The 16,470-nt window shown below is 37.0% G+C and carries 19 protein-coding genes; 12 read left to right on the top strand and 7 right to left on the bottom strand.

Annotation, left to right across the window (positions count from 1 at the left end):
• Nucleotides 1-5: 5 nt before the first annotated feature.
• The 6 genes from rsxC to NSCAC_RS04045 all read left to right on the top strand — a co-directional run bounded on the left by rsxC (nt 6) and on the right by NSCAC_RS04045 (nt 5,679).
• A complete protein-coding gene (rsxC, locus tag NSCAC_RS04070; RefSeq protein WP_197745135.1) occupies nt 6-1,502 on the top strand; it encodes an electron transport complex subunit RsxC in 1,497 nt (498 codons plus the stop codon).
• An 11-nt stretch (nt 1,503-1,513) separates the two neighbouring features.
• The gene (locus NSCAC_RS04065) at nt 1,514-2,509 is read left to right on the top strand and encodes an RnfABCDGE type electron transport complex subunit D (RefSeq protein ID WP_197745134.1); all 996 of its coding nucleotides are present in this window, start codon (nt 1,514-1,516) and stop codon (nt 2,507-2,509) included.
• Between the two features lies 1 nt (nt 2,510).
• Nucleotides 2,511-3,122, top strand: a complete 612-nt coding sequence (rsxG, locus tag NSCAC_RS04060; RefSeq protein WP_197745133.1) for an electron transport complex subunit RsxG — start codon at nt 2,511-2,513, stop codon at nt 3,120-3,122.
• Nucleotides 3,122-3,841, top strand: coding sequence for an electron transport complex subunit E (locus NSCAC_RS04055; protein ID WP_197745132.1), 720 nt, complete (start codon nt 3,122-3,124; stop codon nt 3,839-3,841). The genes rsxG and NSCAC_RS04055 overlap by 1 nt, the downstream gene beginning before the upstream one ends.
• 3 nt (nt 3,842-3,844) lie before the next feature.
• Entirely contained in the window at nt 3,845-4,486 is a 642-nt protein-coding gene (gene nth / locus NSCAC_RS04050; protein WP_197745131.1) for an endonuclease III, read from the top strand.
• Nucleotides 4,487-4,578: 92 nt separating this feature from the next.
• A complete protein-coding gene (locus NSCAC_RS04045; RefSeq protein ID WP_197745130.1) occupies nt 4,579-5,679 on the top strand; it encodes a hypothetical protein in 1,101 nt (366 codons plus the stop codon).
• A 183-nt stretch (nt 5,680-5,862) separates the two neighbouring features.
• Here NSCAC_RS04045 and NSCAC_RS04040 read toward each other — a convergent pair whose 3' ends face one another.
• Together NSCAC_RS04040 and NSCAC_RS08810 are read right to left on the bottom strand one after the other, a co-directional pair.
• Nucleotides 5,863-6,687, bottom strand: coding sequence for a 23S rRNA (adenine(2030)-N(6))-methyltransferase RlmJ (locus NSCAC_RS04040; RefSeq protein WP_197745129.1), 825 nt, complete (start codon nt 6,685-6,687; stop codon nt 5,863-5,865).
• Nucleotides 6,688-6,978: 291 nt separating this feature from the next.
• The gene (locus tag NSCAC_RS08810; RefSeq protein WP_232085989.1) at nt 6,979-7,122 is read right to left on the bottom strand and encodes a hypothetical protein; all 144 of its coding nucleotides are present in this window, start codon (nt 7,120-7,122) and stop codon (nt 6,979-6,981) included.
• Nucleotides 7,123-7,773: 651 nt separating this feature from the next.
• Between NSCAC_RS08810 and NSCAC_RS04030 the strand changes: the two genes are divergently transcribed.
• Nucleotides 7,774-7,950 (top strand): hypothetical protein, encoded by a 177-nt coding sequence (locus NSCAC_RS04030; RefSeq protein ID WP_197745127.1) that lies wholly within the window; start codon nt 7,774-7,776, stop codon nt 7,948-7,950.
• 357 nt (nt 7,951-8,307) lie between these two features.
• Here NSCAC_RS04030 and NSCAC_RS04025 read toward each other — a convergent pair whose 3' ends face one another.
• The 4 genes from NSCAC_RS04025 to NSCAC_RS04010 form a co-directional block, all read right to left on the bottom strand.
• A complete protein-coding gene (locus tag NSCAC_RS04025) occupies nt 8,308-8,556 on the bottom strand; it encodes a BrnA antitoxin family protein (RefSeq protein WP_456298415.1) in 249 nt (82 codons plus the stop codon).
• Nucleotides 8,557-8,588: 32 nt separating this feature from the next.
• Nucleotides 8,589-8,744, bottom strand: a complete 156-nt coding sequence (locus NSCAC_RS04020; RefSeq protein ID WP_197745125.1) for a BrnT family toxin — start codon at nt 8,742-8,744, stop codon at nt 8,589-8,591.
• A gap of 199 nt (nt 8,745-8,943) precedes the next feature.
• On the bottom strand, nt 8,944-9,699 hold the full coding sequence (locus NSCAC_RS04015; protein WP_197745124.1) for an Npun_F0296 family exosortase-dependent surface protein: 756 nt from the start codon (nt 9,697-9,699) through the stop codon (nt 8,944-8,946).
• A 322-nt stretch (nt 9,700-10,021) separates the two neighbouring features.
• Nucleotides 10,022-10,777 carry an HAD family hydrolase gene (locus NSCAC_RS04010; RefSeq protein WP_197745123.1) on the bottom strand — a complete coding sequence of 252 codons (756 nt, stop codon included), beginning with the start codon at nt 10,775-10,777 and terminating at the stop codon, nt 10,022-10,024.
• Nucleotides 10,778-10,927: 150 nt separating this feature from the next.
• On the opposite strand from NSCAC_RS04010, the gene dksA reads away from it, so the two are divergent.
• Nucleotides 10,928-11,368, top strand: a complete 441-nt coding sequence (gene dksA, locus NSCAC_RS04005; protein ID WP_197745122.1) for an RNA polymerase-binding protein DksA — start codon at nt 10,928-10,930, stop codon at nt 11,366-11,368.
• A gap of 64 nt (nt 11,369-11,432) precedes the next feature.
• On the opposite strand, the gene NSCAC_RS04000 is transcribed toward dksA, so the two are convergent.
• Nucleotides 11,433-12,032, bottom strand: a complete 600-nt coding sequence (locus NSCAC_RS04000; RefSeq protein ID WP_197745121.1) for a peroxiredoxin — start codon at nt 12,030-12,032, stop codon at nt 11,433-11,435.
• Between the two features lie 142 nt (nt 12,033-12,174).
• Between NSCAC_RS04000 and acs the strand changes: the two genes are divergently transcribed.
• The 4 genes from acs (at nt 12,175) to NSCAC_RS03980 (ending at nt 16,462) form a co-directional block, all read left to right on the top strand.
• Entirely contained in the window at nt 12,175-14,148 is a 1,974-nt protein-coding gene (acs, locus tag NSCAC_RS03995; RefSeq protein ID WP_197745120.1) for an acetate--CoA ligase, read from the top strand.
• A gap of 3 nt (nt 14,149-14,151) precedes the next feature.
• Nucleotides 14,152-15,114: a hydrolase gene (locus NSCAC_RS03990; RefSeq protein WP_197745119.1), complete on the top strand. Its 963-nt coding sequence runs from the start codon at nt 14,152-14,154 to the stop codon at nt 15,112-15,114.
• A gap of 10 nt (nt 15,115-15,124) precedes the next feature.
• Nucleotides 15,125-15,514 carry an RNA-binding S4 domain-containing protein gene (locus tag NSCAC_RS03985; RefSeq protein ID WP_197745118.1) on the top strand — a complete coding sequence of 130 codons (390 nt, stop codon included), beginning with the start codon at nt 15,125-15,127 and terminating at the stop codon, nt 15,512-15,514.
• Between the two features lie 78 nt (nt 15,515-15,592).
• On the top strand, nt 15,593-16,462 hold the full coding sequence (locus tag NSCAC_RS03980; protein WP_197745117.1) for a UbiA prenyltransferase family protein: 870 nt from the start codon (nt 15,593-15,595) through the stop codon (nt 16,460-16,462).
• The last annotated feature ends 8 nt before the right edge of the window (nt 16,463-16,470 follow it).

Genomic DNA, 16,470 nt, shown 5'->3' with positions numbered 1-16,470 from the left:
TCTTCATGACAATACCTGCCCTTTGGTCATTTTTTGGTGGAATTAAATTACCGAGCTTTAAAGAGCAAACTGCTAAAGTACCTATTATTCAATCCACTCTACCTCAATATTTAACTATTTCTTTATCCCAATATAAAAACCAATCTGCTGATCCCTTGGTGGTTGTTGGTGAATCTGTACTGAAAGGACAAATTATTGCCCAACCGCAAGGAAAGGATGGCATACCTATTCATGCTTCCAGCTCAGGAAAAGTAGTAAATATCAAGCCATTTCCTATCCTCCATCAAGCTGGAGTTTATACGCCTTGTATCCAAATCGAAACCAATGGGGAGGATAGATGGATAGATCTTCAACAAACCAAGGATCCTTACCAGAAAAACTCAGAACAATTATGCCAGCTGATTGAGCAAGCAGGGATTTCTGGACTAGGAGGAGCTGGATTTCCTACCCATAGAAAACTCACTCCAAATGTTCCAATAGATACCCTGATTTTAAATGGAGCCGAGTGCGAGCCTTATATTTGCTGTGATGATGCCCTAATGCAAGAGCGGGCTAGTGAGATTTTTGAAGGGCTTAACATTATGGCTTATATCCTTAAAGCACAACAGTGCATTATAGGGATAGAAGATAATAAACCTAAAGCCTACCATGTTTTAAAATCAATAGCTCCTCCAGAAATTAAAATTGTTAAAGTACCTAATTATTATCCTGCTGGAGGAGAAAGACAACTCATTAAAACTCTAACTGGCAAAGAAGTACCGAGTGGTAAGCTGCCTCAAGATATCGGAGTAATTTGCCATAGTGTAAGTACAGCCGTTGCTGTATATCAAGCTATCTTCAAGGGAAAACCGCTTATTTCCCGAATTGTTACTATTACAGGCACTGGGATTACTCAGCCACAAAATATAGAAGTACGATTAGGTACCCCAATTTCTCATATATTAAATCAGTGTAAAGTAAACTTAACCAAAATAAATCGCTTAGTTATTGGTGGTCCTATGATGGGATTTACTATTGATGATATTAACTTGCCTATTACTAAAACCACCCAATGCATCATTGTTGGAATTCCTGAACAAAAGCAATTACCTGAGTTACCCTGTATTCGTTGTGGTGCGTGTGTAGAAGTCTGCCCATCCCAGCTACTCCCTCAGCAGCTTTATTGGTACGCTAAAGCTCAAGATTTAACTAAAGCTCAAGAATATCACTTATTTGATTGTATTGAATGTGGTAATTGTGCTTATGTCTGTCCTAGCCACATTCCCCTTGTTCAATATTACCGCCAGGCAAAAAATGAAGTGTATTTACAGGTACAGGAAAAAGCAGCTGCCGAAGATGCTAAAGCACGTTATGAATTTCGTCAGCAACGACTTATTAGGGAACAACAAGAATGGCAAGTACGGCAACAAGCAAAAAAGATAGCCACTTCAACAGAAGATAAAAAAGCAGCGATTCAAGCTGCCATTGAGCGAGCAAAAGCTAAGAAAAAAGATTCCTCTTAATTCATGCTGCTATGAGTTTCTCTAAAAACCCTGCTCCCCATATCCATGGAGGGGGTTCTGTTTCTCAAATGATGTATCAGGTGATTTATGGATTGGTTCCTGCGCTTCTTGTCCATATATGGTACTTTGGCTACGGTATTTTAATTAGCATTACTTTAGCAGTAATTGCTGGATTAATAGTTGAAGGATTCATGCTTCTCATTAGAAAGCAACCTTTAAACTATTTTCTATTGGATGGTAGCGCCTTAGTCACCAGTATTTTACTAGCTTTTTCCCTCCCTCCTCTAGTCCCTTGGTGGCTGCCCCTCATTGGCACTAGCTTTGCCCTTATCTTTGCTAAACATCTCTATGGAGGATTGGGCTATAACCCTTTTAATCCAGCTATGGTAGGTTATGTATTACTACTTATTTCTTTCCCTTTAGAAATGACTCAGTGGTTGCCTGCTCATCAAGGATTAAATTTTCACAAAAGCTTAAACTTAGTATTCTATGGCATAACTTCTCAGAATTTAGAGATTGATTCTTTTTCTGGCGCCACGATTTTAGATCAAACAAAAACACAATTACATCAAGGAAAGATACTTATAGAAATTCAAGAATCAGGCGAAGGTTGGTGGCAATTAAATTTAAGTTTTCTCTTAGGTGGGTTATGGCTACTTTATAAAAAGGTTATTTATTGGCAAATTCCTACTGGATTTATCGCTAGTTTAGCTTTATTGAGTACTGTTACTCATTTTTTTACCCCCGCTCATTACCCTACCGTATTTTTCCATTTAATGAATGGGGGTACGTTACTTGGTGCTTTTTTTATTGCTACCGATCCGGTAACAGGTCCTAGTTCCCCTAAAGGTCGATTAATTTATGGTATAGGGATTGGGATCCTTACTTATATTATTCGTACTTGGGGGGGGTATCCTGATGGGATTGCCTTTGCCGTATTACTGATGAATATGACCGTGCCCATCATTGATCAATATACCCAACCTCGAGCTTTTGGTCATAAATAATATGCTACGTACTGGAATCATCCTAAGCTTATTTGCGGCTATTGGGGTAAGTCTTATTGCCATCACTTCCCTACTTACTCAAGAAAAGATTGCGGCTAATGATCAAGCTATACTCCAACAACAAATTGAATCCGTACTTACTCATATTACTTACAACAGTTCAATTTTAGAAGATAAAATTCAAGTGACTGATCCACATTTACTGGGATCTAAGCAGCCTATTACTGTGTACCGTGCTTACCAAGATAATCTACCTGTAGCAACAGTTTTTACCCCCATCGCCTCCAATGGCTATAATGGAGGGATTAAGCTATTAGTAGGTATGGATTATAAAGGTATGATTACTGGCGTAAGAGTAATGGAGCATCATGAAACCCCGGGCTTAGGGGATAAAATCGAATTAGAAAAATCACCTTGGATATTAAGTTTTGATAATTACTCCCTTAATTACCCTAGTTTAAACCACTGGGCAGTAAAAAAAGATGGAGGAGATTTTGATCAATTTACCGGAGCTACCATTACCCCAAGAGCGATTGTCCAAGCCGTATATCATTGTCTTGAGTATTTCAATCAGCATCAACAAGATATTTTTACTACTCCCTTGGAGGAATAATGTCATTTCCCATTCGCCAGTGTTGTCAAATTAGCCAAGAAGGACTATGGAATAGTAATGTGGCTCTAAAACAACTCCTTGGCTTATGCCCTTTGCTAGCCGTATCTGCCACAGTGGTCAACAGTTTAGGATTAGGGTTAGCCACCCTATTTACTCTAATTGTTTCTAATCTTTTAATTTCTACCCTACGCCATTGGATCCCATCTGAAATTAGATTACCTATTTTTGTGCTTATTATCGCTTCAGTAGTTACCATAGTGGAGCTACTCATGCACGCTTATTTTCCAGAATTACACCGGATTTTAGGAATTTTCATTCCTTTAATTGTGACGAACTGTGCCATTATTGGTCGGGCAGAGGCTTTTGCTTCAAAACAAAAGGTAGGTTTTGCTCTTATGGATGGAATCACCATGGGATTAGGATTTACTTTGGTTTTAGTACTCCTTGGAGGATTACGGGAAATCATCAGCCAAGGTACTCTCTTTGCAGATGCTCAATTGTTGTTTGGATCAGCTGCTGCCCAGTTAAAAGTTACCCTTACTAACGACTATGGAGGATTTCTATTGGCTGCGCTTCCGCCCGGTGCATTTATTGGGCTAGGATTATTAGTCGCATTAAAAAATAGCATAGATGATTGGCTTACTCAAAGACGGTTAAAAACCCAAACCCTATCTAACATACATCAAGCTATCCAAACTTCTGTAGATCACGTTTCATAGCATATGAAAACTCTTGAAGAAATCCATCAGCTATTTTCTAGATTTCAAGCTACAAACCCAGAACCTACTACAGAGCTAAATTATCAAACCCCTTTTGAGTTGTTGGTGGCAGTAATTTTATCCGCACAAGCTACCGATAAAGGAGTCAATAAAGCCACTGCTCTACTCTTTCCGGTAGCCAACACCCCTCAAGCTCTCCTCAATTTAGGGGAAAAAGGATTAAAAGAGTACACAAAAACTATTAATCTCTATAACAATAAAACCAGAAATATCTTAAAAACCTGCCAAATTCTCCTAGATCAGTATCAAGGGAGTATCCCTAACAATCGAAAAGAGTTAGAAGCCCTACCAGGTGTAGGGCGTAAAACCGCAAACGTAATTTTAAATACTGTATTTAAAGAACCTATTATTGCAGTAGATACCCATATTTTTAGAGTTTCTAACCGACTCGGGCTAGCCCCCGGTAAAACCCCTCGAGAAGTAGAAGATACTTTAGTACAAGTCATTCCGGATGAATTTAAATACCATGCTCATCACTGGCTTTTACTCCATGGTCGTTATATTTGTACCGCCCGTAACCCCCACTGCCAAGAATGTATAGTCAAAGATTTATGCGATGATTATAAAGATAAATATTTTAAATAATTATTTGATAAACTTAATTTATATTCTATTTTTCATATGTATTTGTTTTTAACATGTACATTACCTCACTTTGAAATATAGAGAATGCAATTATGGCAAATCAATTTAAAATATATGTTGTAAATGATACTTCTAGTATCAAAGATTTTTATTTATTTTTAGCTGCCCCAGATGAGTTAGCAGGGGATAGTGAAGTTTATGCTAATAGCAACACATTTATAAAAATTAAAGGTAACAGTAGAGATCAGACAAATTCTTTTACAATCCCTATCCAATTTGTTTTTGAAGTTGGTGCATCAAATAGAGCAGTTGCCTTAAATACTAGAATAGATTCATCAACCCCTAGAGATATTCAGTATGGGGAACAATGGCAAGCAACATACTTTCCACCTAATCAGGGGCCAAATTTAATTAAGTCAGGTAGCACTAACAATCCAAAATCCGTGGCTATACGTACCATACCCTACGACAAGGATACGGATGAGGGAGATGGGTGGTTTGGTAGTCAAAGTTTTGGGATTAAAACTTCATCTGGATTTGCTGGTATGACTTGGTCTCCAGACCCTGGCGAAACTAGAACCTTAGTGCCAAAACTTGAGTTCTATATAGCCACCGGTACGTTTGGTGAAAATGTTTTGGCTGATTGGACTAGTGTATCTAGTGATCCCGCGATAATCACTGAGGATGATTTTAGCGCTGGAAATACTGGAGAAGCTACTGTAGTACGTACAAAAAGTGGTGGTTGGGATGTTTATACAGGTAAACTTAGGTCGTCCGCATTAGCTGCTAAAAGTAATCAACTCTCTCATCTTTACCAGAGTCATTTAGCAATATGCCGGGCACATGAAGAGCTTATAAAGACCGCTGGTATAAGTAGCGATCATAATCTATTGGGAGAAGAATGTGTCGAATGTGTCCTAGAAAGTGCTACCGTTGATATTGATGATCCAGGAAATTCTACTTTAATGGGAAATGGGGATAATAAAATTACTGGGACAATGACTGTTAGTAAGGTTTTAGGAAGTATAGGTGTAGGTGCTCTTGTGCTTGTAGGAGGATCCAGATTTTCGATTTCCAATATTTTAGGAAAAACTAGGTTTGCTTTTACTTATTCAGGACCCAAATCTATAACTGCAATATCAGCATTACTTGTTGCTGCTAAGTACGTATCTATTTGTCCTTCTAAGAAATAAACATCTTTACAGAAATAGCAGTTTTTTATTTATCATAGGGAAAGTTTTATCTAACTTTCCCTATGCTTTTGAATAAATACTAATTTCTGCGAGTAGGTGTTAAAGACGCTTCTATAATGATTCAAAGGCAGAAAAATTCAGAACATAGGTAAGCAATTCTCTGGATTGCTTGCCAAAATAGGCTTAAGGATTCTGCTCCTTAAATCGAGTTTGACTATGGGGAAACCATCGTTTCAATTGACTATGCCATGCTTGGCAAAAGGCTGAAATCCCCCAAGGGGGATTAATCAACAGAATACCACTGCCATAAAGCCCAGTGACATCATTAGGGTTTGCCCACTGCCATTCACTTTGGCACCAGCGAGGTAATTTTGCTAATTTTTTTACCATTGCTTGATGATAGTCTGTTGTAGCTAATAAAGGATACCACAGCATATAGCGACCCACCGACCATTTCTCATAAGCTTTAGAAATAAGATCTGCCAGTTTACGATACTCTTCTTTTACCTCGTAGCTAGGATCAATAAAAGCAAGCCCTCGTTTGGGGTGAGGAGGAAGTAGTCCAAGCAATGCTTCATGGGCATCTCTTTGATGAATATAGAGATTAGGGTTATTTGCAAAATTTTTTCTTAATGCTTGGTACTCTGTAGGATGTAATTCACAGAATTGCCCTTTATCTTCCGTTCTTAAAAGTTGACTAGCAAGCCAAGATGATCCGGGATAATAGCGTATCCTACCCTCAGGATTAAGTACCTTAAGTAAATCTTGCCAGTCTTGTAATTTATTAAGCCACGATTGATCAATGATTTGCTCAATCCCTGCTTTAGCTTCCATAGTTTTTAAGGAATCTGCTGAAGTTAAATCATAAAGCCCACGACCTGCATAAAAGTCAAGATAGGTAAAAGGTTTATCTTTTTTGACTAGTTGCTGCAGCAGCCAATAAACCATCCCGTGCTTATGTATATCAGCACGATTCCCTGCATGAAAAGTATGTAAGTAACTGAGCATTGGAAATAATAATTTATATAAAGAATCCTAAATCAGGGGGAGTGCGTTTAATGATAGTTATCATAAACTCATGAGGATAAGTTATCTTTATATAAAAATTTTATTTTCTTAAATCCTCTCTCGCAATTTTTAGAATTTTTTCATGGGATTTGAATCTCAATCTAATGATTCTCTATTCCTTAAATCTACCAATATTTTTACAGCATCATCAGCTATATAAATAGATCCTAAGTCTGTGGCTCGATGAATTTTTTTCATACCTATAAGACGTTTTTCCCATAATTCAGAAGATCATTCTTCAGAAATAAAATCCTGTTGTCCATAATCCTCTTTAAAGACTTTATAGAATTGAGTCATGTCATAAAGTGCATTAATTATTTCAGTATAAGCTAGTGCTTTTCTATCCCACCATTTTTCAGTATAGAATTTTTTCATTGTCCATATCGATGTTAGATAAGAAGAAAGACAAGAAGAAACTATAGCAATTACACAACCTGTTATGAGATTCTGATACATCCTATATACCTTCAAGTACATAAAATAAAAAAGAGCTGTGGATGTTAATAAAGAAACTAAAAAATACTAATTAGCTCGATGACTTTATCGAAAAACCTGTATATAAAGCTATTATTTAACTTACAATTTTAGAGTTACGTTCTAGAGTAATTATTTTGCATCCAAATATTAAAGTAATAATACCTTAAGATAAGCCCTGTAATTTTAGGGTTCTTTTTATAATAATAATGCTTAACAGATTAGCAGTTGTGAAAACTGTAGTATAGTTGAAGATTAGGTGGGGAAATAGGTATGCCAATATCTATCTCCCTTAATACCTATTAGCAGTAGGTATTAAAGTAAGAGAATTTGAAATTTTCAGTCTATCCGAACTCCTAGCAGGATTAGGCAAAGTAAGCTGTCTCATGATCGGCGGAGATTGGGAGGATTTCTTTTTTTCTTTGAACTGAAAAAGTAGAAATAAAGGGTAGGTTCAGCAGCTATAAAAAAAGATTGCTAGCGAGGCTTTAGGTTTTGCACTAAATCGCAATGCTCAGAGTCTCTATATTTGTTTTATTGATTTAAATAGTTATGCCATTTAAGAAAGGACAATCGGGAAACCTCAAAGGAAGATCTAAAGGGGTAAAAGATCAAGGGTATCTAGTAATGGTGTATTTTGCAGAGCATAAGCAAAAGCTACTGGATAAAGCCCTAGAACTAGTATTAGCTGGCGATTCTCAAATGCTCATATGTATTGATCAAATATAAGCACCGTTAAAAGCCATAGATAGCTCAGTAGAGATTGAATTAAAAGGAACGATTGAGCAAAAAGCTCACCAAATCCTAGAGGCTGTTGGTGCGGGGAAAACTACCCCATTACAAGCAAGCTCTCTAATAGAGAGCTTGGCTAAGGTAAAATCTATGACTCCACCTAAGTTATTTGGCTTAGAATGGCTAAAGCGGTAATTTAGTCTATTTCTTCCCTTCAAGGATGAGTAGGCGGGGTAAGTGTCAACAGAAAAAAGCAGGGAGTGAACTTAGATTTCCATCTAAATATAATATTAAGCCAACCTATTTTAGTCAACGAAGTGTTAACTAAAATAGGCATGAGTAATAAGGCTTTTTTCATTGTTTTATTTGCAACTCTTGTTGAATAGTCCGCCTGACTACATCCTGTAGAGATTCACCCAGCAAATATTGTTTCAGTACTTCATTAATTAGGCTTTGATAGTTTCCACCTGTTGTTTCTGCTTTCACTTTGAATTGGGCAATGATACTTTTATCAATACGTATCGTGATACGCTCTTTTTCAGTTGCTTGCAATGCTTTCAAAGCGGGGATTTCAGAAACTGGTTTAGCTTGCTTGACTAAAATCCATGTCCTTATATTCGTTATAGATCGAATCTTTATTGGTGGTCATACTGCCTCCGTTGGGTTGTATTGGCTTTCCATGATGAAATCAAGCGTATTTCATCATCTCTTAATGTCCACACCGCAATTAAAACTTGTGCATAGCAACTGATTCCTAACGTGATATACCTATGCTCCCCATAGTCTCTCATATTCTAATTTGTAATTGCATAAGGGTCTAGTAAAACAGAGAGAGACTGAAGGCAAGAAGTAAGAAAAAGATATTTTTTATAATTAAGCTCATAGCTATTTTTACTTTTTAATTATACCTTTATACAAAAAACCCCCTATTCGACTAGGGGGTATATAAATATATCGGAGTTTGTGAGTAAAACGCTAACTGAACAATAATTAAGCAATCATACTACTACTGATAGAATTTCTCCGATTAAAAAGAGTAAACCCCATTAACAACAACCCTAATCCAAAAAGCCCTAGTATTCCAGGCTCTGGTACATCTACATTATTTTTACTAAAAGCCATATTATCAAATTCAAAAGAAGGTGAAGTAGATGTTACTTCAACCTTATAAAATGCAGTATCTGAATTAATATTGACATAAGTGGTACCATTTATACCCTGATCTCCATTAGGTGATGTTAATACATCTGATCCAGTAACCGTACCGATCAAATCATCATTTGAATCGAAAAAACTTAATGTATTGTAATCATCTACCGATCCCCATAATAATCCTAAATACATCTGCCCTTGGCTAAAATTAAAAGTAATCGTGTCTTCAGATCCATCAGCACCTGCAGCTAGATAATATGATTGATCTTGACCAGTTGATGGACTATTACCAAAATTATCACCATTATCGCCTGATAAGTAAGGGGCAGCAGCCACCCCAGATTGTGAATCTCGGTAAACCATACCGCCATTAAAATCCACGGAAAGACCATTATCTAAGGTATAGGTACTATTATTAATATGGGTATTAGTAGGTGCACCTAGTGTAGGAAGTGAGTCGAAATTCTCATAAAAAATACTACTTGCATTAGGTGCACCTCCAACAGAAGAACTCACAGTGAGCGGTCCAGCATTTGCGGTTAATGCGAATAAAGAGCTAGTAATCAATAATGCAGTACAAGTACGGTAAGTCATCGTTAATCTCCTCTATTTTATTAAATCGTAATTCTTAAATTACGCAGCCTTTACGCTATAAAGGAGCAACGACCATGCCAAATTATCTAAATATTAAAGTTTGATTCTCTAACTTTAGATTAAATAAATTAATTATATTAAATAATATTTTTTATAAAGTAAGAATATTACCTCTAGCTATAACGCAATCATTAGCTAAATTCATTAATAAATGTGATAAATTTAGTACGTTCTAAATCCATTTTTTGTCACTCATACTATTTTGAATCTCTAAGTTTTAGAGAGGTGCTCATCAAATAAAAAGAAAGCTTGATTTATTATTTTATCTTTCTGTTAATAGCTGTATTAAAAAATCAATAGTCACATAGTTAAGATTTTTTTCATTTGGTATTTTTGTAGGAAATTGAGGATCACCTAAGTGCTCTAGTATTAAAGTTGCTCCAGAAAAGTTCTCATTTTCGGTATAATCATTAACGGTAACAATAGTTTTAATTTGAGCACCTATAGCGGCTCTCATACCATTTTCTGAATCTTCAAAGGCAATACATTGGCTTGCATTTAGATCTAATTTTTGTAAGCAGTAATAATAAATATCAGAAGCGGGTTTTTTATTTCTCACCATATCTCCCGCAGCAATACAATCAAACCATTTAGGTCCCTCAGCTCCAAAATGAGCTTGTAGTAAGCCTATTACATTTTCTTCAGTAGTCGTAGTTGCAATCCCAAGCTTTAAGTTACTTTTTTTAGCTTCAGAAATTAAGCGAGCAATACCAGGGCGAAGGGGTATTTTTCCCTCTTCAAGTAGTTGAAGATAATATTGGTTTTTAAGTTGGTGAAGCTGAGTAATAAAGTTATCAGTGGCAATTGGAGAAATAAAGTTAGGCTGATAGTGATTTATATAGTAAAGAATACGTTCTTTGCCTCCACTTATTTTTAAAAGTGTGCCATAGAGTCTACTGTCCCAATCCCAATTCAAGCCAAATTTCTTAAATACTTGATTAAATGCAATTCGATGCCCTTCTCGTTCTGTTTCAGCTAGGGTACCATCTACATCAAAAATTAATCCTCTTAGTTTCATTATGGTCTATATACTTTAGGGTAGATGAAAATATTAGCTACAAAACTACTTTCTTTACAAAAACTATTTGTTTAGAATGGTAAGTTTTATTGTGTTTTTAGTATATATTATTCACAATAATTTTATCCCATAGTGGTAGGATCCAAAGATATGGCTGTAAGTAAAAAAAAGAGCTCAGATGAGCCTGATGTTAAGCTCGCTCCCTATAAGCAGAGCCTAGGTGAGGAGTATATGAGCAAAAACCAAATTAATTATTTTCGCCAAGTGTTGCAGAGTTGGAAACAACAGCTTATAGAAGAAGTCAGTCGTACAGTGCATCATATGCAAGATGAGGCAATGAATTTTCCAGATCCAAGCGATAGAGCTTCTCAAGAAGAAGAGTTTACCCTAGAGCTACGAGCAAGAGATAGAGAACGCAAACTCATCACAAAGATAAATCAGTGTTTGAAAAATTTAGATCATGGTGAATATGGCTACTGTGAAGCCTGCGGTGCAGAAATAGGAATTAAGCGCTTAGAAGCAAGACCTACTGCAACCCTATGTATAGATTGTAAAACCTTAGATGAAATCAGAGAAAAACAACAGTATTAATATTTATAACATATAGAGTAGCAGCCGCTCAACTGTATGCTAGGCGGCTGCCAATATTATTACTTTATAAATTAGCTGCGTTCTTAGCTAAATACTGGGCCACTCCTTCTGCAGTAGGAGTAATTGCTTCATCACCCTTATGCCAACCAGCAGGACATACTTCCCCATGTTCTTCGGTAAATTGAAGTGCATCGATCAAGCGAAGCATTTCGTCAACAGAGCGACCTAGAGGTAAATTATTTACCACTTGGTGTTGTACTACCCCATCTCTATCGATTAGGAAAGAAGCTCTTAGTGCAACCCCATCTGGATGCTCTATTCCATAGGTTCTAGTGATTTCATGGGTTACATCAGCAACTAAAGGAAACCCAACTTTCCCAATCCCACCTTGGGCTACTGGGGTATTACGCCATGCGTGATGGCTAAATTGAGAATCAATGGATATGCCAATGACTTCCACATTGCGCTTTTTAAATTCATCTAAACGACTATTATGGGCAAGTACTTCTGATGGGCATACGAAGGTGAAATCTAAAGGATAAAAAAACATCACTACGTATTTACCACGAAAATCAGAAAGATGAAAATCCTCTTTAATGGTTCCATCTGCCATAACTGCCGGGGCAGTAAAATTAGGGGCGCTTTGAGTTACAAGTACGCTCACAACTATATTCTCCTTGATTTAAAAGATTATCAATAAGGAATTTGCTAAAATAGCATAGTTAGATCCTTCATTCATTTCTAAGATAAAAACAATGATTCTTTACTGTTAATATCTTATTTAAATTTAGAATAAACTTGGATTTATGAACAAAGAAAATATTGAATCCATCTTACACGAAAAACGTATTTTTTTCCCCTCTTCAGAATTTTCTGCAGCTGCACATATCCCAAGTAAAGATAATTTGCACAAGATTCATAGCATTGCAAATAGGGATTTTGAAGGTTTTTGGGCAACCCAAGCTAAAACAGAGCTTACTTGGCATCAAGATTTCACTACAGTTCTAGATAGGAGTAATCCTCCTTTTTATGGCTGGTTTATAGATGGTACTTTAAATGTTTCTTTTAACTGCATAGATCGGCATCTTGAAGCACATGGAGAGAAGATTGCTATCATCTCTGAAAGAGAATCTGGCGAAATCACTACTCTAACCTACCGTCAATTATACCAACGGGTTTGTCGCTTTGCTAATGTGCTTAAAAGTCAAGGAGTAAGTATAGGGGATCGGGTAATTATTTACCTACCCATGATATCTGAAGCTATTATCGCTATGCAGGCTTGTGCTCGAATTGGTGCTATTCATTCTGTAGTGTTCGGAGGATTTTCTGCTCAATCTTTAAAAGATAGAATTGAAAATACTAGGGCTAAGCTACTCATTACTGCCGATGGTGGCTATCGAGGTGGCAAAATTGTTCCTTTAAAAGCAACTGCTGATATAGCCTTAGCAAAGGGGTGCCCTACTATTGAACAGGTGATTGTACTTAAGTGTACAAACCAAAGTATTACTATAGAACAGGGGCGAGATATTTGGTGGCATGAGGCTGAAGCAAATGCTCATGATAAATGTACACCTACTTGGGTTAATGCAGAGCATCCTCTTTTTATTCTATATACCTCTGGATCTACGGGTAAACCTAAAGGGATTCAGCATAGCAGTGCAGGTTATTTATTAGGCACGATTACCACCATGAAGTGGGTATTTGATATTCGCCAGGAAGATATTTTTTGGTGTACTGCTGATGTAGGTTGGATTACAGGTCATAGCTATGTTGCCTATGGTCCCCTTGCTGCAGGTGCAACGATAGTCATTTATGAGGGAGCTCCTTCTTTTCCAGACGGAGGAAGATTCTGGAAGATTTGCCAAGATCATAAAGTAAGTATTTTCTATACTGCCCCTACCGCAATTCGACTCTTTATGAAGATGGGTAAGGAAATACCCGAATCCTATGATCTTTCACGATTGAGATTACTCGGATCGGTAGGAGAGCCCATTAATCCAGAAGCTTGGATATGGTATCACCAAGTGATTGGTCGAGAACGCTGCCCCATTGTAGATACTTGGTGGCAAACAGAAACAGGGGTTCATATGATTGCACCTGTGCCAGGGGCTATACCTACAAAACCAGGTTCTTGCACCTTACCCTTACCAGGCATTTGTGTTGCTATTGTGGATGAAGAAGGAAATCCCGTGACTTCTCCCCATGAAGGGGGGCATTTAGTTATTACTCAGCCTTGGCCTTCCATGGTGCGTACTATTTGGGGAGACAAACAAAGCTACTACGATATTTACTGGCGTAAATTTGAAGGTAAATACTATCTAGCTGGGGATAGTGCTCATTTAGATGAAGATGGGTATTTTTGGATTCTAGGCAGAGATGATGACATTTTAAATGTGGCAGGTCATCGTTTGGGTACTATGGAAATTGAATCTGCCCTAGTCGCTCACCCCCAAGTGGCAGAAGCGGCGATTATTGGTCGCCCTGATGGCATTAAAGGTGAAGCTATTCTTGCTTATATTACCTTAAAAGATATTGAACCTTTGGATGAAGAAAAGCAAAACCTTTTAATACAAGAGTTAAGAATTTGGGTTTCTCATCAAATAGGTCCCATCGCTCGACCGGATGAAATTAAATTTGTAGATAATCTCCCTAAAACCCGATCAGGGAAAATTATGCGCCGCTTGTTACGCTCTATCAGCCGAGGTGAAATAATTACCCAAGATATCTCTACTTTAGAGAGCGAGAGTACGCTTGCTCAAACCCCTCAATCTAAGTCTTAGTGCATGATTATTTCAAGTGATTTTCAAGCTCCTTGGTGGCTTTCAAATCCACACTTACAAACTATTTGGGGCGCTCGGTTTCGTACTCGTCCAAAAACCTTACTTTTATGGGAGCGTTTAGAGCTCCCTGATGGGGATTTTTTAGATCTCACTTGGAGTGGACAAGGGAAAGGTCCTATTGTTATTATTCTTCATGGACTAGAGGGATCCTATCGCTCCCGATATGCCTCTGGGATGTTAACAGCCATTGCTTATCAAGGATGGCGCGGCGTATTAATGCACTTTCGAGGGTGCAGTGGAGAGCCTAATCGCCTAAATCGTGGCTATCATTCAGGAGACACAGTAGATTTTCAAACCGTATTAAATATGCTACAAGAAAGAGAGCCTAATACACCACTTGCTGCTATTGGTTACTCCTTAGGTGGAAATGTACTCCTTAAGTGGTTGGGTACTCAAATAAAACAAAATTCTTTAAAAAGTGCAGTTGGAGTTTCAATTCCTTTTGATCTTCAACAGGCAGCACAGCAACTTTCTCAAAGATCTTCAAGAATTTATCAGATCGCTTTGATTAGAACTCTTAAACGCTCTATGCGTCGTAAATTTTCTAATAAAAATTGCCCCTTTAACCTAAAGGCTTTAAGAAAAGTACAGACATTTGAAGAGTTTGATAACTTAGTGACAGCTCCGCTTCACGGATTTAAAGATGCTTATGATTATTGGCAACAATCTAGCTGCAAACAATTTTTAGCTGGAATAAAAACACCTACACTTATCCTTCATAGTAAAGACGATCCCTTTTTGCCTCAAACAGCTATTCCTTCCGAGACAGATCTTTCCGATTCAGTACAATTAGAGTTAAGCCAACAAGGGGGACATGTAGGGTTTGTAAGTAGTCGTAGGCTATGGAATATGGAATATTGGTTAGATCAGAGAATTATCCGTTTTTTACAAACTTGTTTAAGATAACTTTCAATGTATGGCTGAAGATGAAAAAATCCGTATTGATAAATGGCTTTGGGCAGCAAGATTTTTTAAAACTCGTAGCCTTGCTTCAGAAGCAGTCAGTGGTGGTAAAGTACATCTTAATCATCAGCGAGCTAAATCTAGTCATAGAGTAAACATTGGGGATCATCTCTTAATTCGCCGTGAGCGGTTTGAATATGAAATTGAAATCCTAAGTCTTTCTAAACAGCGACGATCTGCACCTGAAGCTGCTTCTTTATATCAAGAGACGGAACAAAGTCAAGCGAAAAGACAAGCACTTGCAGCTCAGCTTAAGGAGGAACGATCCCATTTGGGAATTCCTACCCGACCTTCTAAAAAAGATCGGCGGCAAATTATTCGCTTTATTCGAAAAAGCGAATAAACTATTTATACTCTTCCCAAAAGTAAAGCACTATTTTTTTACCTTCCTAATTGATGTATAAAAATACAGCATAGAAATATGATTCACCATCTTATAAAACTTGCCAGACCTTACCAATACACGAAAAATCTATTTATTTTTCTACCTGCTTTTTTTGGATTCCAAATTACTAACACAGAAACTGTTATAAAAGCAACTATTGCTTTTATTGGCTTCTCCTTTATAGCCAGTGCAATATATATATTTAACGATTGGATAGATAGGCAAGAAGATGCTCGTCACCCACAAAAATACACTCGCCCCCTTGCTTCAGGACAAATCACAACATCTACTGCCTTTGGTTTTTTGATCTTATTTTTATTAAGTGGTGGATATATTTTATGGTATGTATCTTTAAAAACTTTGTTGATTACAATTATTTACTTAATTTTAAACTTTGCTTATAGTCTTAAGCTAAAACATATTGCTATTATCGATATAGTCATTATCGCTTCAGGCTTTGTGATTCGCCTTTTTGTAGGTGCAGAGGCTACTCAAGTCGTATTATCCCATTGGATCATTGTGATGACTTTTTTATTAGCTCTTTTTTTGTCGCTAGCAAAGCGACGAGATGATGTCCTCATTTACCTAAATACAGACCAAAAACTCCGTAAAGTAATTGATGGGTACAATTTACAATTTCTTGATTTATCCATGATCATGTGTGCCTCAATTGTAATTTTAGCCTATATCCTATGGTCTATTTCTGCTGAAGTTGCCTATCGATTACATACAGATAATTTATATTTAACCTCTGTTTTTGTGCTGCTTGGTGTGCTTCGCTATATGCAAATTACCTTTGTAGAGGAAAGAAGCGGTAATCCTTCAAAAATATTACTTAGAGATTTATTTATCCAATTTACCCTAATGGGTTGGATAGGTGCATTTATTTGGATTTTATATATATAAGTATAATT

This window comes from Candidatus Nitrosacidococcus tergens, from assembly GCF_902810445.1.
Classification (GTDB): Bacteria; Pseudomonadota; Gammaproteobacteria; order Nitrosococcales; family Nitrosococcaceae; genus Nitrosacidococcus; species Nitrosacidococcus tergens.
Note: the sequence above shows the minus strand (reverse complement) of the source record. Positions and strands in the feature narration are given on the sequence as shown.